The sequence below is a fragment of the Burkholderia sp. S171 genome (genome assembly GCF_009766085.1).
Taxonomy (GTDB): Bacteria; Pseudomonadota; Gammaproteobacteria; order Burkholderiales; family Burkholderiaceae; genus Caballeronia.
In genome coordinates, this window is the sequence record NZ_LMUF01000042.1 from 110135 (window position 1) to 127803 (window position 17669).

General features: G+C 59.0%; 15 protein-coding genes. 5 read left to right on the forward strand and 10 right to left on the reverse strand.

Going from position 1 to position 17669, the window contains the following annotated elements; translation table 11 throughout:
* Positions 1-115 precede the first annotated feature (115 nt).
* On the forward strand, positions 116-3604 hold the full coding sequence (locus GSQ93_RS22855) for a response regulator (RefSeq protein ID WP_158937916.1): 3489 nt from the start codon (positions 116-118) through the stop codon (positions 3602-3604).
* A 127-nt stretch (positions 3605-3731) separates the two neighbouring features.
* Positions 3732-4634 carry a S9 family peptidase gene (locus GSQ93_RS22860; protein WP_254073996.1) on the forward strand — a complete coding sequence of 301 codons (903 nt, stop codon included), beginning with the start codon at positions 3732-3734 and terminating at the stop codon, positions 4632-4634.
* Between the two features lie 9 nt (positions 4635-4643).
* Here the strand turns inward: GSQ93_RS22860 and GSQ93_RS22865 are convergent, their stop codons facing one another.
* The 4 genes from GSQ93_RS22865 to GSQ93_RS22880 all read right to left on the reverse strand — a co-directional run bounded on the left by GSQ93_RS22865 (position 4644) and on the right by GSQ93_RS22880 (position 6767).
* Entirely contained in the window at positions 4644-4847 is a 204-nt protein-coding gene (locus tag GSQ93_RS22865; RefSeq protein WP_158937917.1) for a hypothetical protein, read from the reverse strand.
* Positions 4848-5032: 185 nt separating this feature from the next.
* Positions 5033-5929 (reverse strand): patatin-like phospholipase family protein, encoded by an 897-nt coding sequence (locus GSQ93_RS22870; protein WP_158937918.1) that lies wholly within the window; start codon positions 5927-5929, stop codon positions 5033-5035.
* 127 nt (positions 5930-6056) lie between these two features.
* Positions 6057-6350, reverse strand: coding sequence for a hypothetical protein (locus GSQ93_RS22875; RefSeq protein WP_158937919.1), 294 nt, complete (start codon positions 6348-6350; stop codon positions 6057-6059).
* A 168-nt stretch (positions 6351-6518) separates the two neighbouring features.
* Positions 6519-6767 (reverse strand): DUF4148 domain-containing protein, encoded by a 249-nt coding sequence (locus tag GSQ93_RS22880; RefSeq protein ID WP_158937920.1) that lies wholly within the window; start codon positions 6765-6767, stop codon positions 6519-6521.
* A gap of 501 nt (positions 6768-7268) precedes the next feature.
* On the opposite strand from GSQ93_RS22880, the gene GSQ93_RS22885 reads away from it, so the two are divergent.
* Positions 7269-7478, forward strand: coding sequence for a hypothetical protein (locus GSQ93_RS22885; RefSeq protein ID WP_158937921.1), 210 nt, complete (start codon positions 7269-7271; stop codon positions 7476-7478).
* Between the two features lie 226 nt (positions 7479-7704).
* On the forward strand, positions 7705-8508 hold the full coding sequence (locus tag GSQ93_RS22890) for an NAD(P)/FAD-dependent oxidoreductase (protein WP_158937922.1): 804 nt from the start codon (positions 7705-7707) through the stop codon (positions 8506-8508).
* Between the two features lie 26 nt (positions 8509-8534).
* Here GSQ93_RS22890 and GSQ93_RS38545 read toward each other — a convergent pair whose 3' ends face one another.
* Complete coding sequence (locus tag GSQ93_RS38545; RefSeq protein ID WP_158937923.1) at positions 8535-10133, reverse strand: methyl-accepting chemotaxis protein; 1599 nt, start codon at positions 10131-10133, stop codon at positions 8535-8537.
* Between the two features lie 176 nt (positions 10134-10309).
* On the opposite strand from GSQ93_RS38545, the gene GSQ93_RS22900 reads away from it, so the two are divergent.
* Entirely contained in the window at positions 10310-11386 is a 1077-nt protein-coding gene (locus GSQ93_RS22900) for an SGNH/GDSL hydrolase family protein (protein WP_158937924.1), read from the forward strand.
* 9 nt (positions 11387-11395) lie between these two features.
* Here GSQ93_RS22900 and GSQ93_RS22905 read toward each other — a convergent pair whose 3' ends face one another.
* Genes GSQ93_RS22905 through GSQ93_RS22925 form a run of 5 tightly spaced genes read right to left on the reverse strand, consistent with a single transcriptional unit; the run spans position 11396 to position 17601 of the window.
* Positions 11396-12247: a carbohydrate ABC transporter permease gene (locus GSQ93_RS22905; RefSeq protein WP_158937925.1), complete on the reverse strand. Its 852-nt coding sequence runs from the start codon at positions 12245-12247 to the stop codon at positions 11396-11398.
* Positions 12248-12260: 13 nt separating this feature from the next.
* Positions 12261-13169, reverse strand: coding sequence for a carbohydrate ABC transporter permease (locus GSQ93_RS22910; RefSeq protein WP_158937926.1), 909 nt, complete (start codon positions 13167-13169; stop codon positions 12261-12263).
* Positions 13170-13226: 57 nt separating this feature from the next.
* Complete coding sequence (locus GSQ93_RS22915) at positions 13227-14471, reverse strand: ABC transporter substrate-binding protein (protein WP_158937927.1); 1245 nt, start codon at positions 14469-14471, stop codon at positions 13227-13229.
* Between the two features lie 35 nt (positions 14472-14506).
* Positions 14507-16447, reverse strand: coding sequence for a beta-galactosidase (locus GSQ93_RS22920; RefSeq protein WP_158937928.1), 1941 nt, complete (start codon positions 16445-16447; stop codon positions 14507-14509).
* Positions 16448-16458: 11 nt separating this feature from the next.
* Entirely contained in the window at positions 16459-17601 is a 1143-nt protein-coding gene (locus tag GSQ93_RS22925) for an ABC transporter ATP-binding protein (protein WP_158937929.1), read from the reverse strand.
* Positions 17602-17669: the final 68 nt, after the last annotated feature.

Here is a 17669-nt window from a genome sequence, read left to right on the forward strand (position 1 = left end):
GATTGGCGGCATTTCCGTCGGGATGCACACCACTGAACAAGGTGTCGGGACATTCCGCTTACGCTAATCATTCGGTCGAACCGCGCTTTTTGCGCATTAAATAACAGGGATAAAAATGCCCGAGCATACTGCTGTCGACCAGCTTGGCTTTCGCCGCATAATTCGTCGCAACATCGCGCTGCCGATCGGTGCGGGCTTGACGACCGCCGCGGTATTCGTCGCCCTTCTGTTCTATCTGCTGTCGGCCATGGACTGGCTCGACCACTCTGAGCGCGTAGTCGCCGACGGCAACGACCTGATCAAGATAGCCGTCGATCGCGAGTCCGGCTTGCGGGGTTTCCTGGTCACCGGCGACGACGCCTATCTTGCGCCTTACGAATTGGGTCATGCCAGTTTCACGGCGAAGCTGGCTACGCTGACCGATCTCGTCAGCGACAACCCGCCGCAAATCGAACGTCTGAAACGTATCGGCGCACTGGAGGCGCAGTGGGACGGGATTGCCGGACAACTCATCACCTTGCGTCGTGCAAACCAGGATTACCTGGGCGTCATGCGAACCGGCAAGGGAAAGCTCGAGTTCGATGAAATGCGCCGTGAGTTCAATACCTTCATGGATGTCGAGTTAAACCTGCGCTGGGAACGTACAGCAACGGTCAGGCGCGTCACCATCACCGCCGTGGCACTGTTCCTCGGCATCAGCCTTTCGCTTAGCTTGCTGCTCGCCCTGCTTGGCCGGCGCGAGCTGACGAATCTGTCGACCACCTACGATCGCGCACTGCGGGCGCAGACCGAACACACTGAAACCCTGCAACAACAAGCGTGGTTGCGTACCGGGCAGAGCCTGCTGGGGGAAAGCGCCGCCGGACAACAGGCGCTGCCGCAACTCAGCCGAGCGATGCTCGAGTTTCTTGCCCAGTACCTCGGCGTGGTAGTCGCGGCGCTTTATGTCCGCGATGAAACCGGCACGCTACGTCGCGAGGCCGCCTACGGTTTCAGCCGCGAAAACGAAGAGCGCCCACAATCCTTTACCGGCACGCAGACGCTGGTCGGACAAGCTGCCACAGATGGCCGGCTGATCGAAGTCGAGAACATCCCGGACAACTATCTCAAGGTGACATCGGGACTGGGAACGAGCGCGCCGAAGAGCGTCGTCATGGCACCGATCGAGAACGGCGGCAGGGTGAATGGCGTGTTAGAACTCGGGTTCATGAAGCCGGTATCGGCGCGGGACATCGAATTCCTGAAGCTGATCGCAGGAAACATGGGCGCGTCGGTTGAAGCGGCACTGTATCGCCAACGCCTGCAGGACACACTCGAGGAAACGCAACGTCTCAACGAGGAAATGCAGCTTCAACAGGAAGAATTGCGCACCGCGAATGAGGAACTCGAAGAGCAGACCGCTGCGCTCGAAGAGTCGCAAGCGGATCTGGGCAATCAGAAAGCGGAGCTCGAATCGATCAACGAGCAGCTCACTTTCCAGGCCCTTGCACTCGATCAAAAGAACGAGGAACTCAGCCATGCTCAAGCAGAACTGGAACAGCGCGCCGACGACCTGCAGCGTGCCAGTCAGTACAAGTCAGAATTCCTGGCAAACATGTCGCACGAGTTGCGCACGCCGCTCAATAGTTCGCTGATCCTTGCCAAACTGCTGTCGGAAAACCAGGGCGGAAATTTAAGCGCCGAGCAAGTCAAGTTCGCCAATACGATCTATTCAGCCGGCAACGATCTGCTCAACCTGATCAACGACATCCTCGACATCTCCAAGGTCGAGGCAGGCAAGCTTGAACTCGCGCCGGAAGATGTATCGATGCGCCGCCTGGTTGAATCGTTGAAGCGGACCTTCGAGCCGCTTGCCGCCCAAAAGCAATTGAAATTCGTCGTCGATATAACGGCGGACATGCCGTCATCCCTATTCACCGATTCGCGGCGGCTGGAACAGATTCTCAAGAACCTTCTCTCGAATGCAGTGAAGTTCACCGACGCGGGTACCATCCTGCTCGCCTTGGGTGTGGACAGCGGCAATCGGGTGCGCTTTGCCGTAACAGACACGGGTATCGGCATTGCGCCGGAACACCAGCAAGCGATTTTCGAAGCATTCCGTCAAGCCGATGGAACCACTAGCCGGCGCTATGGCGGCACGGGCCTGGGCCTGTCGATCTCGCGCGATCTTGCAACGCTGCTTGGCGGTGCGATCCGCGTAAGCAGCACACTCGGCGCAGGCAGCACGTTCGAGCTGACGCTGCCCACTCAGTGGACGGACATCAGCGCGCCGATAAAACATGCCCCTGCATTAGCGGCACCGGCACCTATGCCGCGGCCGACTCCGGCCGTCGTCGCGCCGACTCAGACACAAGCCTCCCCGGCGCAAGACGTGGCAGCGTATGCCGACGATCGCGCGAACTGGACACCCGGCCGCCGATCGGTGCTTGTGATTGAAGACGACGTGTCATTCGCCGGAATTCTGTTCGAGCTTGCCCATGAAATGCAGTACGGCTGCCTGGTCGCACAGACCGCAGTTGAAGCACTGCAACTCGCCGCGCAGCACTTGCCTGATGCCATTCTTCTCGACATCGGCTTACCGGATCGGTCGGGCCTCGCGCTGCTGCAGCAGTTGAAAGACGGGCCGCTCACGCGTCACATTCCTGTGCATGTAGTGTCTGCTGTTGATAGTAGCGAGGCCGCCTTGCATCTTGGCGCAATCGGCTATGCAATCAAGCCGACCACGCGCGAGCAACTGAAGGACATCTTCCACAAGCTGGAGGAAAAATTCACGCAGAAGGTCAAGCGCGTACTGCTGGTGGAAGACGACGCACGCCAGCGCGAAAGCATCGTGCAACTCATTGCGGACGGCGATATCGACATCACCGCCGTCGAGCTTGGCGAAGAGGCGCTGGCGCTGCTGCGAACGACTATCTTCGACTGCATGATCATCGACTTGAAGTTGCCCGACATGCAAGGCGGCGAGTTGCTGCGGAAGATGTCGAGCGAAAGCATGTGCTCTTTCCCGCCGGTGATCGTTTATACCGGACGCAACCTGACGCATGCGGAAGAAGCCGAGCTGTTGAAATATTCGCGCTCGATCATCATCAAGGGCGCGCGCTCGCCCGAACGCTTGCTGGATGAAGTCACCCTGTTCCTGCACAAGGTCGAAGCCGACCTGTCGTACGAACGACAAACCATGTTAAAGGCGGTGCGTAGCCGGGATCGTGCCTTCGAGGGCCGGCGCATCCTGCTCGTCGACGACGATATCCGCAACATCTTCTCGTTGAGCAGCGCGCTCGAGCATAAGGGCATGACGGTGGAGATCGCACGCAACGGCTTCGAAGCGATCACCCAGTTAAACGAAACACCGGACATCGACCTCGTGCTGATGGACGTGATGATGCCCGGCATGGACGGACTCGAGGCCACGCGCCGGATTCGCACCGACCCTCGCTTTGCCAGCCTGCCGATCATTGCGATTACAGCGAAAGCGATGAAAGACGATCAGGAACAGACTCGTGTAGCGGGCATGACGGACTATCTCGCCAAGCCGATCGATCTGGACCGGCTCTATTCGCTGCTGCGCGTGTGGCTACCGAGCGTTGAACGGATGCGGGGCTGAGGTGTTTCTGTCAGGGTCCGCCCTCCGGCGCGGATCCTCAGGAGTTGCATCCACGGCCGCAAATCAAGCGTCACAAAACAACCGCATAACTTCTTAAGCCAGCCTCGAAACCGGCTAGCGCTGCGTCATGATGCGAATTGATCGCCGACTAATAGTCGCGTTGCTTACCGTGCTGGTTTCGTTTTCGTCACAGGCGATCGCGGTGCCAATGCGACTTCAGGATTACCTTGCCTTGGCGGGTCCCCCTCCTGACGCGCGTATCGCATATGGCCCGGCACAGTCGCAATTTGTCGAGTTGTTCCGGCCGACCGGCGCGGGTCCCTATCCCGTGGTCGTATTAATTCACGGTGGATGCTGGGCGCACAAATATGGTGGTCTGACCCAGGTCGCTGCAATGGGCCGGACGTTAGCGAACGAAGGGATCGCCGTTTGGAGCATTGAATACAGAGGCGTAGATGAAGACGGCGGTGGTTTTCCCGGCACCTATGAGGACATCGCAGCCGCGTTGGACACGCTAAGGGATCAGTCGTCCGCGCTTGATATCGACTTGACTCGCCTTGTGGCAGTCGGTCATTCGGCAGGCGCACAACTCGCGCAATGGGCCGCCGCACAGGCGCGTATCAGCCCGGCAAGTCCGCTCTACGCAGCAACACCGTTGCCCATTCCAGCAGTCATAGGCCTGGGCACGTTACCCGATTTACACGATACCCGGTCGATCGAACGCGCGTGCGGGCTCAACCCCATTGCGCTTACAGGTACGCCGCAAGCCGGCAGGCAAGACGTGCTGGCCGACACATCCCCCACCGCCATGCTGCCCTCAGGAGCACGCACCGTGTTGATCAACGGTGAACTGGACACGGTCGCGCCGCCCGATCTTGCAGCGCGCTATGCGGCGCTGGCCCGTGGCGCGGGCAATGACGTATTGATCATCGTTGTTCCCGATGCTAGCCACTACGATGAAGTGTCGGTGAACTCACCGGTATGGCCCGTGCTACACGCGGAAATACGCAAGGCACTTAATATCAGATAGCCGTCAAGCTTACGCGTGCGGCACGAAAGCGCCTCGCGCCCTAGCCAGCAATCGTTCACGACCGAGATCCGACGCCTGGATCCGGGAAAATACTTGTTCCGCATAGCCCAGTTCGCGAAGGCGCTTCAAAAGAGCCGGGGGCACCGCAGCATCGCCATTTATTGCTAGTTCAAGAAGCCAGTTAAGCTCGAACTCAGTGAGGTCGTTGCGCATCGCTTACTCCTTAGCCAGGCAAAACTTGGCAAAGCACGGCCTATCCGCATTCGCAAGCGGATCCCTCGATAAGTCAGTATTTAATTCAAATGCCCGAAGCTTTGGATAACGTTAGACGAGATACGTAAGGCGTCCACGTTCAGATGCAGCGCAATCGTCTTTTTAATGGCGCGGCTTTCCGTTTGCTAAATCGCCTCGGCATGCGCGTGCTCGTGCAGTTGAGCCGGGATAACCCCGCGTTCGAGACCACCATCGCTTAACCACGCACGTGTTTGCACAGCCGCACGCTCGATCAGGCGATCGCACTGGGTGTAGTCGTAAGGCGATACGTCGAGCGGACACAAGGGCGGAACGACAAAGATCTCCGCACGCGATGAATAGAACGCCAGATCACGCACAAGCTGCCGCGCGATGATCAGCGTCAGCGCATGAATGGCCTGCGCGATCGCATTGGCCGGCGGCTTGTGCAGCGCACAGGCAAAGCCGGCCGGCAACACGATGATGCGCGTCGCGCCGAGCCCGATGGCTACCGAGATCGGCGTATTGTTGGCCACGCCGCCATCGACCAGATCGACTCCGTTAATGCGCACCGGCGGAAACACGCCGGGAATCGCGGCGCTTGCCAGGACGGCATCCACCACCGGGCCAGACGATAGGACGACCTCGTTGCCGCTCAGCATGTTGGTCGCGACGACGTGAAGCGGTATGGTCGCTTGCTCCAGTCGCTGGTACGGCAAATTGTTTTCCAGCAGGATGCGCAGCGCTGTTGCTTCAACGAGATTGGAACGGCGACGCAGCATCATCTCGAACAGCCCAAACATGCTGAGCGGCATGATGTCTCGCCGCCTGATGCGGCACCATAGCAATTCGAGCTTGGCGACGCCCTCGGCGTTAGGCCGGCCGGCAAAATACGCCGCATTGATGGCGCCCGCCGACGCGCCTATCACGCAATCCGGACGCACGCCCCGGTCGAGCAACTCGCGCAGCATGCCGACCTCGATCGCGCCGAGGCTGCCACCGCCCGCAAATACGAAGGCGGTCAATCCCGATGAACCGGCTATAGAGGGATGATCGAAAGACATGTCTGCTACTCCTGCGGGGCAATACCGGATGCAATGCGCATTAATCGCCGACATGCAACCGGCCAATCTGCGTCGCCCCGGCGTTGGGGTTACCGAAGCAGCCTCGGTAGATTGTCGACGGCCAGGGCTAGTGGCCCTTGAACAGATCCAGCAGCTGGTTCTGCATCTGCATCATTTCGTGCTCGTGCTTCATCTCCATTTGCGCCATGGCTTCCTTGTGGTCCATTTCCATTTGCATCATTTTCTGCTGAATGGTGATGGCCTGGGTCCGTTGCTCGGGCGTCAACTTGTCCATCATCATTTGATAGTCCTGCGGCATCAGGTACATGCCGGCGTGCCCAATTCCCTGAGCATGCGCGAGGCCGGTTGCCAACGACAGCGGAAGCATCGCGCACAGGATGATTTTTCGAATCGATTTCATCAGATCTCCAGTTTCGTGGTTAAAGTAAAAATATAAGGATGACTACATAATTGGCGTGTATCCATACAGTTGGAAGGCGGTGTCAATCATCCTTCGGGTACTCTGATCGTTCCGGCCGGCCTTGCAGTAACTGACGGGCTGCGCTTGGTACCTTGCCCTGCCCGTTGCTTAATGGCGGGAGAAATTCGGCGTGCCCCCCGGTCCATACGGATCAGGGTTACCGAAACGTGAGATGGTGCCATCCATACGAGCGTGGGCCAGTTCAGCACGCACTTGCTCGCGTGTTTTCGGACCTTGATTCGATGTCACCGCCATTGCGTTTCCGTCCACAGGCTGCACGGATTGCGCGCTCGCCAGCGTGGACACACCAAGGGCCGCTACGGTCATGACCATCATTAACTTGTTCAGTTTCATCATTACTCTCCAAAAAGGTCATTTATCGACCGTTGATCTGCAAACGTGCCTGCCAGTCCAGAGGACGCTTGAGTACAGGCGCTTCATAGGGTATTTCGCCCAATTACCGGCAACGGTTACAGCGCGCCCAAAAGATGTGCGGAGGGTGATGAGAAGGCATATGAAAGGTGCGTACGCGCCGATGCCATCAAGATGATCTGGATGGCTGCCGCATGCAGTGGAACTGAACTGAAGAACAACCGCGAAGGCCCATGACAAGAATTTACAGTGCCGCGGTCCGCTCAGTGATATTGTCATTGACGATGCCGGTTAGACTTCCGTCATCAATGTAAGACATGCCCCTCGTTGTCGCGCACTTCAAATGGGCGTATTTGTCGACGAGGCTGAAATAGGAAGAAAGTGTCGCCGGTGGAAGATGCCGCTGAAGATTCCAACCGCGACGTCCTTTGATATGCGTGAACGTGAAATAGTGCGCGTTCACGTTTTATATATACGGTGATCGATATGGGCTTTCTGGATGAAGTAGGTAAGGTCGCGGGTGCAATCGCGGCAGTGGAAGCGACGGACAAGGTCGATCCGGATGCTTCAATTCTGACGAAAGGGATTGCGGCCGTCGCCGGCTTTAAAGGCGCTGGCGCTCTGGAGTCGCTGGTAGAAAAGAAAGAGGACGAAGCCAGTCCGGACGACGCGGACAGTGCCGGAACACAGGCCTGATTTCCTGTCGCGCCAAGCCAGCCGCCGTAAAAGGGGCTGGCTTGGTGCATAGCGTTCACCTGTCGCGCGACGTCATGTGACGCTCAACGTCGTGCCTGCTAAGCCCCGGTTAGCACTGGTCGCTTTCCCTGCAATAGAGCAATCACAATCGGCCGTCACGCGCCGAAAATAATCTCCCATCTAATCCATATTCATCGTACGTATCTGAACGTCGAATCATCGCCCGGTGGATTCGCTCCCTCCCAATACCGTTCAATGGGACCACCCGCCTGTCGCCATCCATGCTCAGGACGATGGAACCTTCGAACTTGCGTTCCGCCATGGTCGAACTGAGACAGTCGATCTCGTCGTCGGAGCCGATGGCGCAGGGTCGTGCGTCCGGCCGCTCGTTTCGGAAGCACGACCCGTGTACAGCGGCGTGACGTTCCTTGAGTTGGGCATTGATGACGTCGACACCCGTTTTCCCGAACTGGCAAGCCTCATTGGGCGCGGCTTGACGTTCGCGGTGGGAGACTCCAAGGCGCTCATTGGTCACCGCGACGCCAACGCCCACATCACGGTCTATGCGGCCATGCGCGTGCCGGAAGACTGGATCGAAAAGGGTGGGCTGGATCTGTCTTCAGCGGACGCGAAACGGGCAAGCATCGCGGCTCACTTCGCGGGGTGGTCGGAGAATCTGCTCGAGCTCATCTACCGGAGCGGCGACAGGATAACGCCGCGAACCATCCAGGCGCTACCCGTTGGTCACCGCTGGGAGCATCGGCCGGGCGTGACATTGTTGGGCGATGCAGCGCATTTGATGTCTCCTTTCGGCGGCAATGGCGCTAACCTCGCCATGCTGGACGCCGCCGATCTCGCGCTAGCCTTGACGCAAACAGAAGACTGGAGAGCAGCGCTCCAGGCTTACAAGGTCGCCATGCTTGCGCGCGCAGAAGAGGCCGCAGCCGCAGCGAGCGATGCGGTCAATTCCGTCTTCTCAGAGGACGGCCTGGCCCACACGCTTCAGGCTATGGAATCACAACGCGGCTGAAAATCGAGGCGTGCCACGCACACGCCTCAAAGCCGAAACACCTCGACAGCCTCGCTTAACGTTCTTGCCTGACTCTTGAGGGACTGTGCCGCGGCGGCGGCTTCCTCGACGAGCGCCGCGTTTTGCTGCGTGCTCTGGTCCATGGTCGCAACCGCCAGATTGACCTGCTCGATCCCCTTGCTTTGTTCGCCCGCCGCAGCGGATATCTCCGTCACGATCTGGCAGACACGTTCGACGGCGCTCACCACGCTGCCGATGGTCGTCCCTGCGCTTTCCACCAGCGTCGATCCGGCGTCGATATGCGCGCTCGAGTCCTGGATGAGCATCTTGATCTCCTGAGCCGCCGATGCGCTGCGCTGCGCGAGACTGCGCACCTCGCCGGCCACGACCGCAAAACCTCGCCCCTGTTCGCCGGCACGCGCCGCTTCCACGGCCGCGTTAAGCGCCAGGATGTTCGTCTGAAAAGCGATGCCGTCGATCACGCTCGTGATCTCCGAAATTTTCTTCGAATGGGCGGCAATGCCTTGCATCGTGGTCACCACGTTGCCGACGACTGCACCTCCCTTGACCGCCATTTCCGATGCTGTCGTCGCCATCTCTCTCGCTTGCCGGGCGCTCTCGAAGCTCGCCTTCGCCGTCGCGGTGATTTGCTCCATGCTGCTCGCCGTGGTTTCCAGCGACGCCGCCTGTTGCTCTGTCCGAATGGAAAGGTCGTTGTTGCCGCTAGCGATTTCCGTCGCCCCGACGTTGATCGACTCGGTACTGGCGCGCACGGTCGTCACCGTCTCAACCAGCGATTGCTGCATCTGCTCAAGCGCACGCAATAGCGCGCCCATCTCGTTGTCGCGGCCGATATCGACGGGATTCGTCAGGTCGCCCGCAGCGATCCGTTGAAACTGGCGAATCGCTTGCCCGACCGGTTTGACGATTGCGTTAAGCAATGCATGACGCGCGAATGTACCGATCACCACCGACGCGCACGCCGCTGCAGCAAGAAGCCAGAGCATCATGTGGAAGCGGTCTTGAGCATGGGTATAGCGTGCCTTCTGACGCTCGGTGAGAACCCCTTCCAATGCAGCCACCTGCGCGCCAAAGTCATTGGCCAGCGCTTCCGTTTCAGCGCCCTGCAGCGACTTGTAGGCCGAGAAATCGCTGTTACCCAGCGCATTGAATGAGGCTTCCAGACCGTCGTGCAAGTACTTCTGACGGGCGGCGACAAAGCGGGAGCGCAGTGCCGTTTCTGTATCGTCAGCCGATGCGCTCGCGAGGTATGCCTTCACTTCCTCGTCCGATTGACGCAGGTCGTTATGCGCACCTTCAAGCAACGCCGGCTGAACGTCGCCTAGTCCATAAAGCGCCGCAAAGCTGCCCAGCGCGAGACGCGCATGCATGACGCGTTCATAGCTGCTTTTTATTTGAAGAAGTGAGCGCGTGTCTTCCGTGTACATCTTTTCAATCGCGGCGTTGCTCGATTGAAGCGCGACGCCAGCCAGTGCGCTAACCGCAATCAGCAGCCCGGCAAAAACCGTCAATACGAGCGTGATGCTGGTACGCAAGCTGATGCGGCTAAAGAGGCTGTTATTTCCCGAGAAATGGGATACGGCAGGCGTTTTTAATATTTTCATCCGATTGTCTCCGACTCGTCGTGTACGTTCTGTCGAAGGTATATCGGCGGGCTGGAGACAGGACTGGAGGGTCTTTGAGGAATAAAGCAAACCGGCCCAATTAGCGGGATTTTTGCTGGTTATAGGCGATTAAACAAGGTTATTCTTCGGTACACCACACCACCCCGGAGCGCCCCATGCAGACAGTCCGTCGTTTAGCGTTCCTTGCGTTGACATGCAGTGTCATCGGTTTATCGCCTTCATCGAACGCATTGGCCGAGTCTGCCGAATCTGCCGTTCCGCAACGGAGCATCAAGCAGGTCGTCTCGTTCGGGGATAGTCTTTCGGACGTTGGCACCTATGCGTATGCCCGGAAATTCGGCGGCGGCACGTACACCACGAATCCGGGCGCTATCTCCGTGCAGCTTATCGCGGAACATTATAGGTCGGGCCTGACGCCTGCGTTGACGGGCGGCTTCGGGCAACCTAGCGTGGTTCATCCGGAAGGATTTGGCTACGCCCAAGGCGGTGCCCGGGTCGCAGGGGCGCCGAATCCCGGCGATGCAACCGGCGACACCGGTGAGTTGCAGACGCCACTGACCTCACAGGTGACCGCCTATCTCCAGTCACATACACGCTTCACCGCACAGCAGCTCGTACTGATGCAAGGCGGCGCCAATGACGTTCAGGACGCCTATGGCGCATGGGCGGGATCGGTTGCGACCGGCGGCGATCCGGCCGCCTCGTTGCAGGCGGTGCTACCTTCGCTGAGACAGGCAGCGCAGCAATTTGCGGGGTTGGTGCACAACGTGCAACAACATGGCGCCACTCATATCGTTGTACAAAACGTGCCGGACATCAGCAAGGCGCCCATCGCAAACCTGGCCGAGCAGCAACTGCCGGGCTCCGCGAAAGTGCTGCGGCGGCTGTCGCAGGTGTTCAACACGGCGCTGGATGAAGCGCTTCCTTCATCGCCGGCCGTGTTGCGGATCGACGCATTCGCGTTCATCGATGAAACGTCGGAGAACTATCGCCAGCTTGGCTTTCGCTTTGACGGCAGTGTGGGTACCAACGTAGCATGCGCCCCCGCCAACCTGCCGCCGGCGTTTCAAGCCGATGACACCAGCGCGCTGTTCTGCTCACGCTCGACATATGTCTCACCCCATGCTGACGCCATCTACATGTTCGCCGACGCTTATCATCCGGCGACTCACCTGCAACAACTCATAGCGGACTACGTTGTGATCCAGATCGACGAGTGGTTGCACGAATAAGTCATCGCCCTAGCCCTTCGTTGCCCCGAACGTCAGCCCTGCAACGAAGTGCCGCTGCATCGCGAAGAACATCATGACCGACGGCAACGCCGCCAGGATCGATCCCGCCGAGACCAGGTTCCACGACGTCACCCACTGGCCCTTGAGCGCGGCGACGCCCACGGTAATGGGCGCTGCCTCGTCTCCCGTAGTGAGGCACAGCGCCCAGAAGTAGTCGTTCCACACGAACGTAAAGACCAAAATTGCCAGCGCGGCCAATGCCGGACGAATCAACGGCAGGACGATGCGAAAGAACACCGTCCATTCATTCGCTCCTTCAATGCGTGCGGCTTCCACCAACTCGAACGGCAATTGCTTGATGAAATTGCGCAGGAACAGCGCGCAAAAGCCGGTCTGAAACGCGACGTGAAACAGGATCAGCGCGCCGACGGTATTGAAGATTCCCAACTGCAAGGACAGGTCCCGCACAGGGATCATCAGTATCTGGATAGGCACGAAATTCCCCGCGACAAAGGCCGCGAACAACGTGGTGTTACCCCGGAACGAATAGATCGCCAATGCAAAACCCGCCATGGAAGCCAGCACAATCGAGCCAACCACAGCCGGTACCGTAATCAGCACGCTGTTCCACATGTAGTGGAGCATTGGTGACGTCGTCAGCGCGTCGCTATAGTTGGCGATCAGCGAGAAGTGCCGTGGCCAGCCCCAGTAATTGCCTTCGACGAGTTCATCGGAGGAACGAATGGACGTCACCATGACCGCTATGAGCGGCAGTAACCAGATCACCAGCGCGACCGGTAACGAGAATTTGTAAAGCGCCCGGTTCACGGGCTTCCACTTGGCGACGGGCATCGGAAACATGACGTACTCCTGCTTATTGCTCGGTGCGCAACATTCTGCGCAAGTGATAAACGATGTACACCATCATGATCGCGAAGAGCACCACGGCGATCGCGGCGGAGTAACCGATGCGGTAATACTTGATCGCCTGGTCGTACATGTAATACGCCAGCACGGTCGAGCTTTCGAACGGGCCGCCGCCGCTCATGACGGAGATCAGGTCGAAGCTGCGCAGGGCGCCAATGATCGTGACCACGATCGCCATGAAGGTCGTTGGACGGAGCTGCGGCAGGACGACGTGCCACAACATGGTCCAGCCCTTCGCGCCTTCCATGCGAGCGGCTTCTATCTGCTCGGAATTAAGCGATGTCAATCCGGTCAGGTACAGGATCATGCAGTAAGCAGTCTGCGGCCAAAGTGCGGCAAAGATGATGCCAAAGGTCACGTAATGCGGATCGCCAAGTACCGGCACGCCATGACCGAGGATCAGCTTCAGCAAGCCGAAGGTCGGATCGTAGAACCAGCTGAACATCAGGCCGACCACCACGCCGGACAACACGAACGGCGCGAAGAACAGCGACTTCACCATGCGAATGCCACGCACAGCCTGGTTCAGGTACAACGCAACGGCGAGACCCATCGGCGGCGCCATCAGGAACAGGATCAGCCACAAGACATTGTTCTTGAGCGCGGTATAGAACGTAGGCGCATGGAAGAGTTCGACGTAGTTATCGAAACCGATAAATGTCTTCTCCGTCATCCCATCCCAGTTATAAAAGCTGAGCCTGAGGCTGGAGAAAATCGGCCAGATCACGTAGATCGCCACCATGATGCAAGCCGGCGCGAGGAACAGGAATGCGGCCAGCCGCTGCTGACGCGCAGTGGCCGACATCTTTCTGCGGCGCTTTGTTTTTATCGCCGGAACGCTGAGGGTTTCGGACATGACGTGCTCTCCTGATCGCCGAGGCGGCTCGCGGTATTTGCGGGCCGCCGTCTTACACTACTTCTTGTAGATACGCTTGCGCGTGGCTTCGAGCTGCGCCAGGATCGCGTCAAGCTGCGTCGGGTCTGACACGAACTGCTGCATGCCCTTCATGCCTTCGTCGGCCATCTCCTTGGTCATGTCGCGGTCGTAGAATTGCGCGATGCCACCCTTCGTCTGCGAGAGGATCTGGAAGCCGATCTTCGAGATGGGATCGTCCGGTTCCGGCGCCTTGCTGTTTGCCGGCAACGACCCCAATCCCTTCGCCAGTTGCGCGCTGATGTCCGGCGTTTCCGCGAATGCCAGGAACGTGTGTGCGTCCGCCTTGTTCTTCGCCTTCGACGGAATATGCAACGATTCCACCGGGCCATCTTCAGCGGTCGGCACGTTGCTGTCGATAATCGGGAACTGGAAGAAGCCCATCTGCGGCTTGATGTTCTCCGGGAATCCGCCGGTAATGAACGTGCCCATCAGCATCATGGCGGCCTTGCCCTGGAACAGGAACGGCTGCACCGCATCGAGGTCGTAGGACAGCGAGTTGTCGATGAACACCTTGTTATCAATCAAGTCCTTCCACGCCGTGTAGACCTTCTTCACGCGCGGGTCCGTGTAGGCAATATCGCCTGCCATCAACTTCTGATGAAACGCGTTGCCGTTGATGCGCAGGTCGAGATAATCGAACCAGCCGGCGAGTGTCCATGCATCGCGCCCTGCCACCGCGACCGGTGCAATGCCCGCTGCCTTCAGCTTCTTGCAGGCATCGAGGAATTCGGGCCACGTCTTAGGTTCTGCCGTGATTCCAACCTTCTGGAACAAGTCCTTCCGGTAGAACATGCCCCAGGCGTAATACACGGTCGGCGCCGAATATTGCTTGCCGTTGTACGTGGACGATTCCTTCGTCGACGCGTACATCCCGTTCCAGCCGTTCTTGTTCCAGTCAGGCGTCAGATCCTCGAACAAGCCGCGCTTCGCGTAATACGCCATGCGCTCGCCGTTGTGCCAGTTGACAATGTCAGGCGAGACCGTTGTGAGCCAGCCGGGCAATTGCACCTTGTAGGCTTCTTCATCGACGAAGGTCACCTTTACGTCAATATCCGGATGCGCCTTCTTGAAGGCGTCGAATGTCTGTTGCCAGACCGCGCGCTGGCTTGCGCCTTTGAACGCGATGTTCGCGGTCAAGGTCCCTGCCTGTGCAATGCTCGCTGTGGATATTGCAACGGCCAGCGCAACGCCGGTCAGTCCGTGGCGAATCAAGGTTTTCATGCGTGTCTCCTCATCGATGAGTGTTGTGTGCCTAGCTATGCTCTATAAATCGCGACGCCCTGCGGTTCTACCTCTTCCTGCCCCACTATGAAACTGGCGGCCGCCGGAATCCTGTACGGCGTCGCGTTGTAATTGAAGACATAGGTCAAGCCACCACGCCGGCTGATCCGGATGCCCTCGGGCAGCGGTGCGGCATCCAGTCCGGCCGCTTTTGCCACATTCAGAAAGAGGTCCTGCGTGAGGGTTTCATCGAAGAGGCTGGCGAGGTAGAGCACCGAGCCGCACCGTACAATGGCGGGGTGCCCATCGGCGAACGTCGCTTCAATCTGCGCGCCGTCGCTCGTCTCGATGAAGTCGCGCCAGTGACGCGCCTCACCGCGTTGGTCCACTTTTTCGGTCACGTTCGGCCGCATCGATTCAACGCGCCATACGCGGATGGGCATCAATTTGCTAAGACCTTCACCCGGCGGCAACGCGCTCGGGATGGTCAGGTTGACCGTCTTTGATCCCGTGCGCGGTCCGAGCACAACCTGCGCTCCGCTTGCCGCGAGCCTGTCGGAAAAGTCCGCAGGCACCACCGGCAGCGGCGGCACAACGATCATCTTGTATCCGTCCAGTGGCGCATCCACCGGGATCACATCGACATCAAGCCCAAGGCTGCGCAACGCACTGTAGTACTCGAACGCGAAACGGGGATAGTGAAAGTCAGCACCTTGCGGATGAATTTCGAATAACCACTTTGCTTCGTAATCCCAAACAAGTGCAACTTTGGTGGATACCGCCGACTCACCGTCCGCCTCCAGCACCTGCTCGATTTCCTTCGCCACCACCGACGCTTCCGCGCCGCCCATATCGAGCCGGTTATCCGGTGTGTTCAGACCCGCGTGCATCTGTTCCTGCGCGAACGGCGCTTGCCGCCAGCGGAAATACGATACACACCCCGCGCCATGCGCGAACGCTTCCCAACTCCATAGACGCACCATGCCCGGCAGCGGCGCGGGATTCCAGTGCGCCCAGTTCACCGGACCCGGCTGCTGCTCCATCACCCAGAACGGCAGCTTCGACATGCCGCGATACACATCGTGATTGAACGATGCGAAGTCGGGATGCCCCGTGCGCAGCCACTTCGACTTGATCGACGGATCGAACCACTGCTCCTCCAGCGCGCCGAGCGGATAGCTGTCCCAGGTCGCGATATCGAGGTCGGCAGCCACCTTGTAGTGATCGAACTCGGTGAATAGCTGCATGAAGTTGTGCGCGACCGGCCGCTGCGGCGAATGCGCGCGAATGATCTCGGTCTGCATGTGGTTGTAGCGCACGACTTCGTCCGAAGCGAATCGCCGGTAGTCCAGGCGATGCGTCGGATGGGCTTCCGTCACAGTGCCAACGGGCAGATCGATTTCGTCGAAGCTGCGGAACTCCATGCTCCAGAAAACCGTGCCCCATGCAGTGTTGAGCGCATCGATGGTCCCGTAGCGTTGCTTCAGCCATCCTCTGAAACGCTGCAACGCGGCTGGTGAATAGCTGACTACGGTGTTGTGGCAGCCGAACTCATTATCTGTTTGCCAGAACGCGACGGCGGGATGCTTGCCGTAACGCTCGGCCACCGCCGTGCAAATCTTCTGCGACGCCTCGAAGTACGAAGGCGACGAAAAATCGTAGTGGCGACGCGAGCCGAACGCACGCGGACGGCCATCCGCACCAATGGGCAGGATGTCTGGATGACGATCGATCAGCCACTTCGGCGGCGTCGCGGTCGGCGTGCACATGACGACCTTTAGGCCCGCATCGCCAAGCACATCGATAGCGCGGTCCAGCCAAGCCCAGTTGTATTCACCTGGCGACGGCTCGATACGGCTCCACGCGAATTCTGCAATCCGGACGCGATCGATGCCCAGCGCTTTCATGCGCGCCGCATCGTCTTTCCACATCGATTCGGGCCAGTGTTCCGGGTAGTAACAGACTCCAAGACGCATACGGTGCGCTCCTACGCAAATTGTTGGACAGCAGCCGACGTGACGGCGAAGCCGTCCTCGGTGAAGAGATGACAGGAAGCTGGCGGCACATTAAAGACAACACTCTCGCCTTGCCGTGGCGTCTTGTCGCCGGGCGCCTTGGCGATTAGCACTGCGCCGCCGGGTTGATCGAGGTGCAGATAGCTGTGCTCGCCGAGTTGTTCGACCAGCGACACTGTGCGGCTGATTTGTTGAGTAGATCCGCCGCTTGCGGCCGGCTCAAGATGCTCAGGACGAATGCCAAGCGTGACGGCCTGATCGGGCCGCAAGGCCTCGCCATTAGCGTGGACTTCAAGCCGTTCGTTCGTTCCGTCAAGGACAATCGACACGCTTTCCGCGCTGCCCAATACAACCCGCGCAGGCAGGAAGTTCATTCGCGGCGAGCCGATAAACCCCGCCACAAAGCGGCTTTTCGGCCGGTGATACAACTCGAGCGGCGCCCCCACTTGCGCGATGCTGCCGTACTTCGCCGTATCCGCGCCTGCATGCAGCAGGACGATCTTGTCGGCGAGCGTCATGGCTTCTATCTGGTCATGAGTGACGTAGACAACGCTCGCCGTATTGAACTGCTTGTGCAGGCGCGCGATCTCGACCCGCGTTTGACCACGCAATGTTGCATCGAGATTGGAGAGCGGTTCATCGAAGAGAAACACGCTCGGACTCCGAACGATTGCCCGGCCGATCGCCACGCGTTGACGTTGTCCGCCGGACAACTCTTTCGGCCTGCGTTCCAGCAAGGCCTCAAGCTGGAGCACGCGCGCCGCTTCCTTCACTTTCTGATCGATTACGTCCTTCGGCGTCTTCGCGAGCGTCAGGCCGAACGCCATGTTCTGGTAGACGGTCATGTGCGGAAAGAGCGCGTAACTCTGGAACACCATCGCGACGCCACGCTGTGCAGCCGGCACTTCGTTGACGAGTTTTCCGTCGATATACAGGTCGCCGTCCGTGATGTCTTCCAGACCCGCGATCATGCGCAGCAAGGTGGATTTGCCGCATCCGGAAGGACCGAGGAACACGCAGAATTCGTGTTCGCCGATCTCCAGATCGACATCGCGAATCACGAGTGCGTGATCGCCATACGCTTTTTGAACCGATCGTAACGAGATGCTCGCCATGCCGACGTCTCCGTGTTTTACCGGGGAGACAACGAAAGGTTAAGCGCTTAACCTTCTGCCTGTGAAAA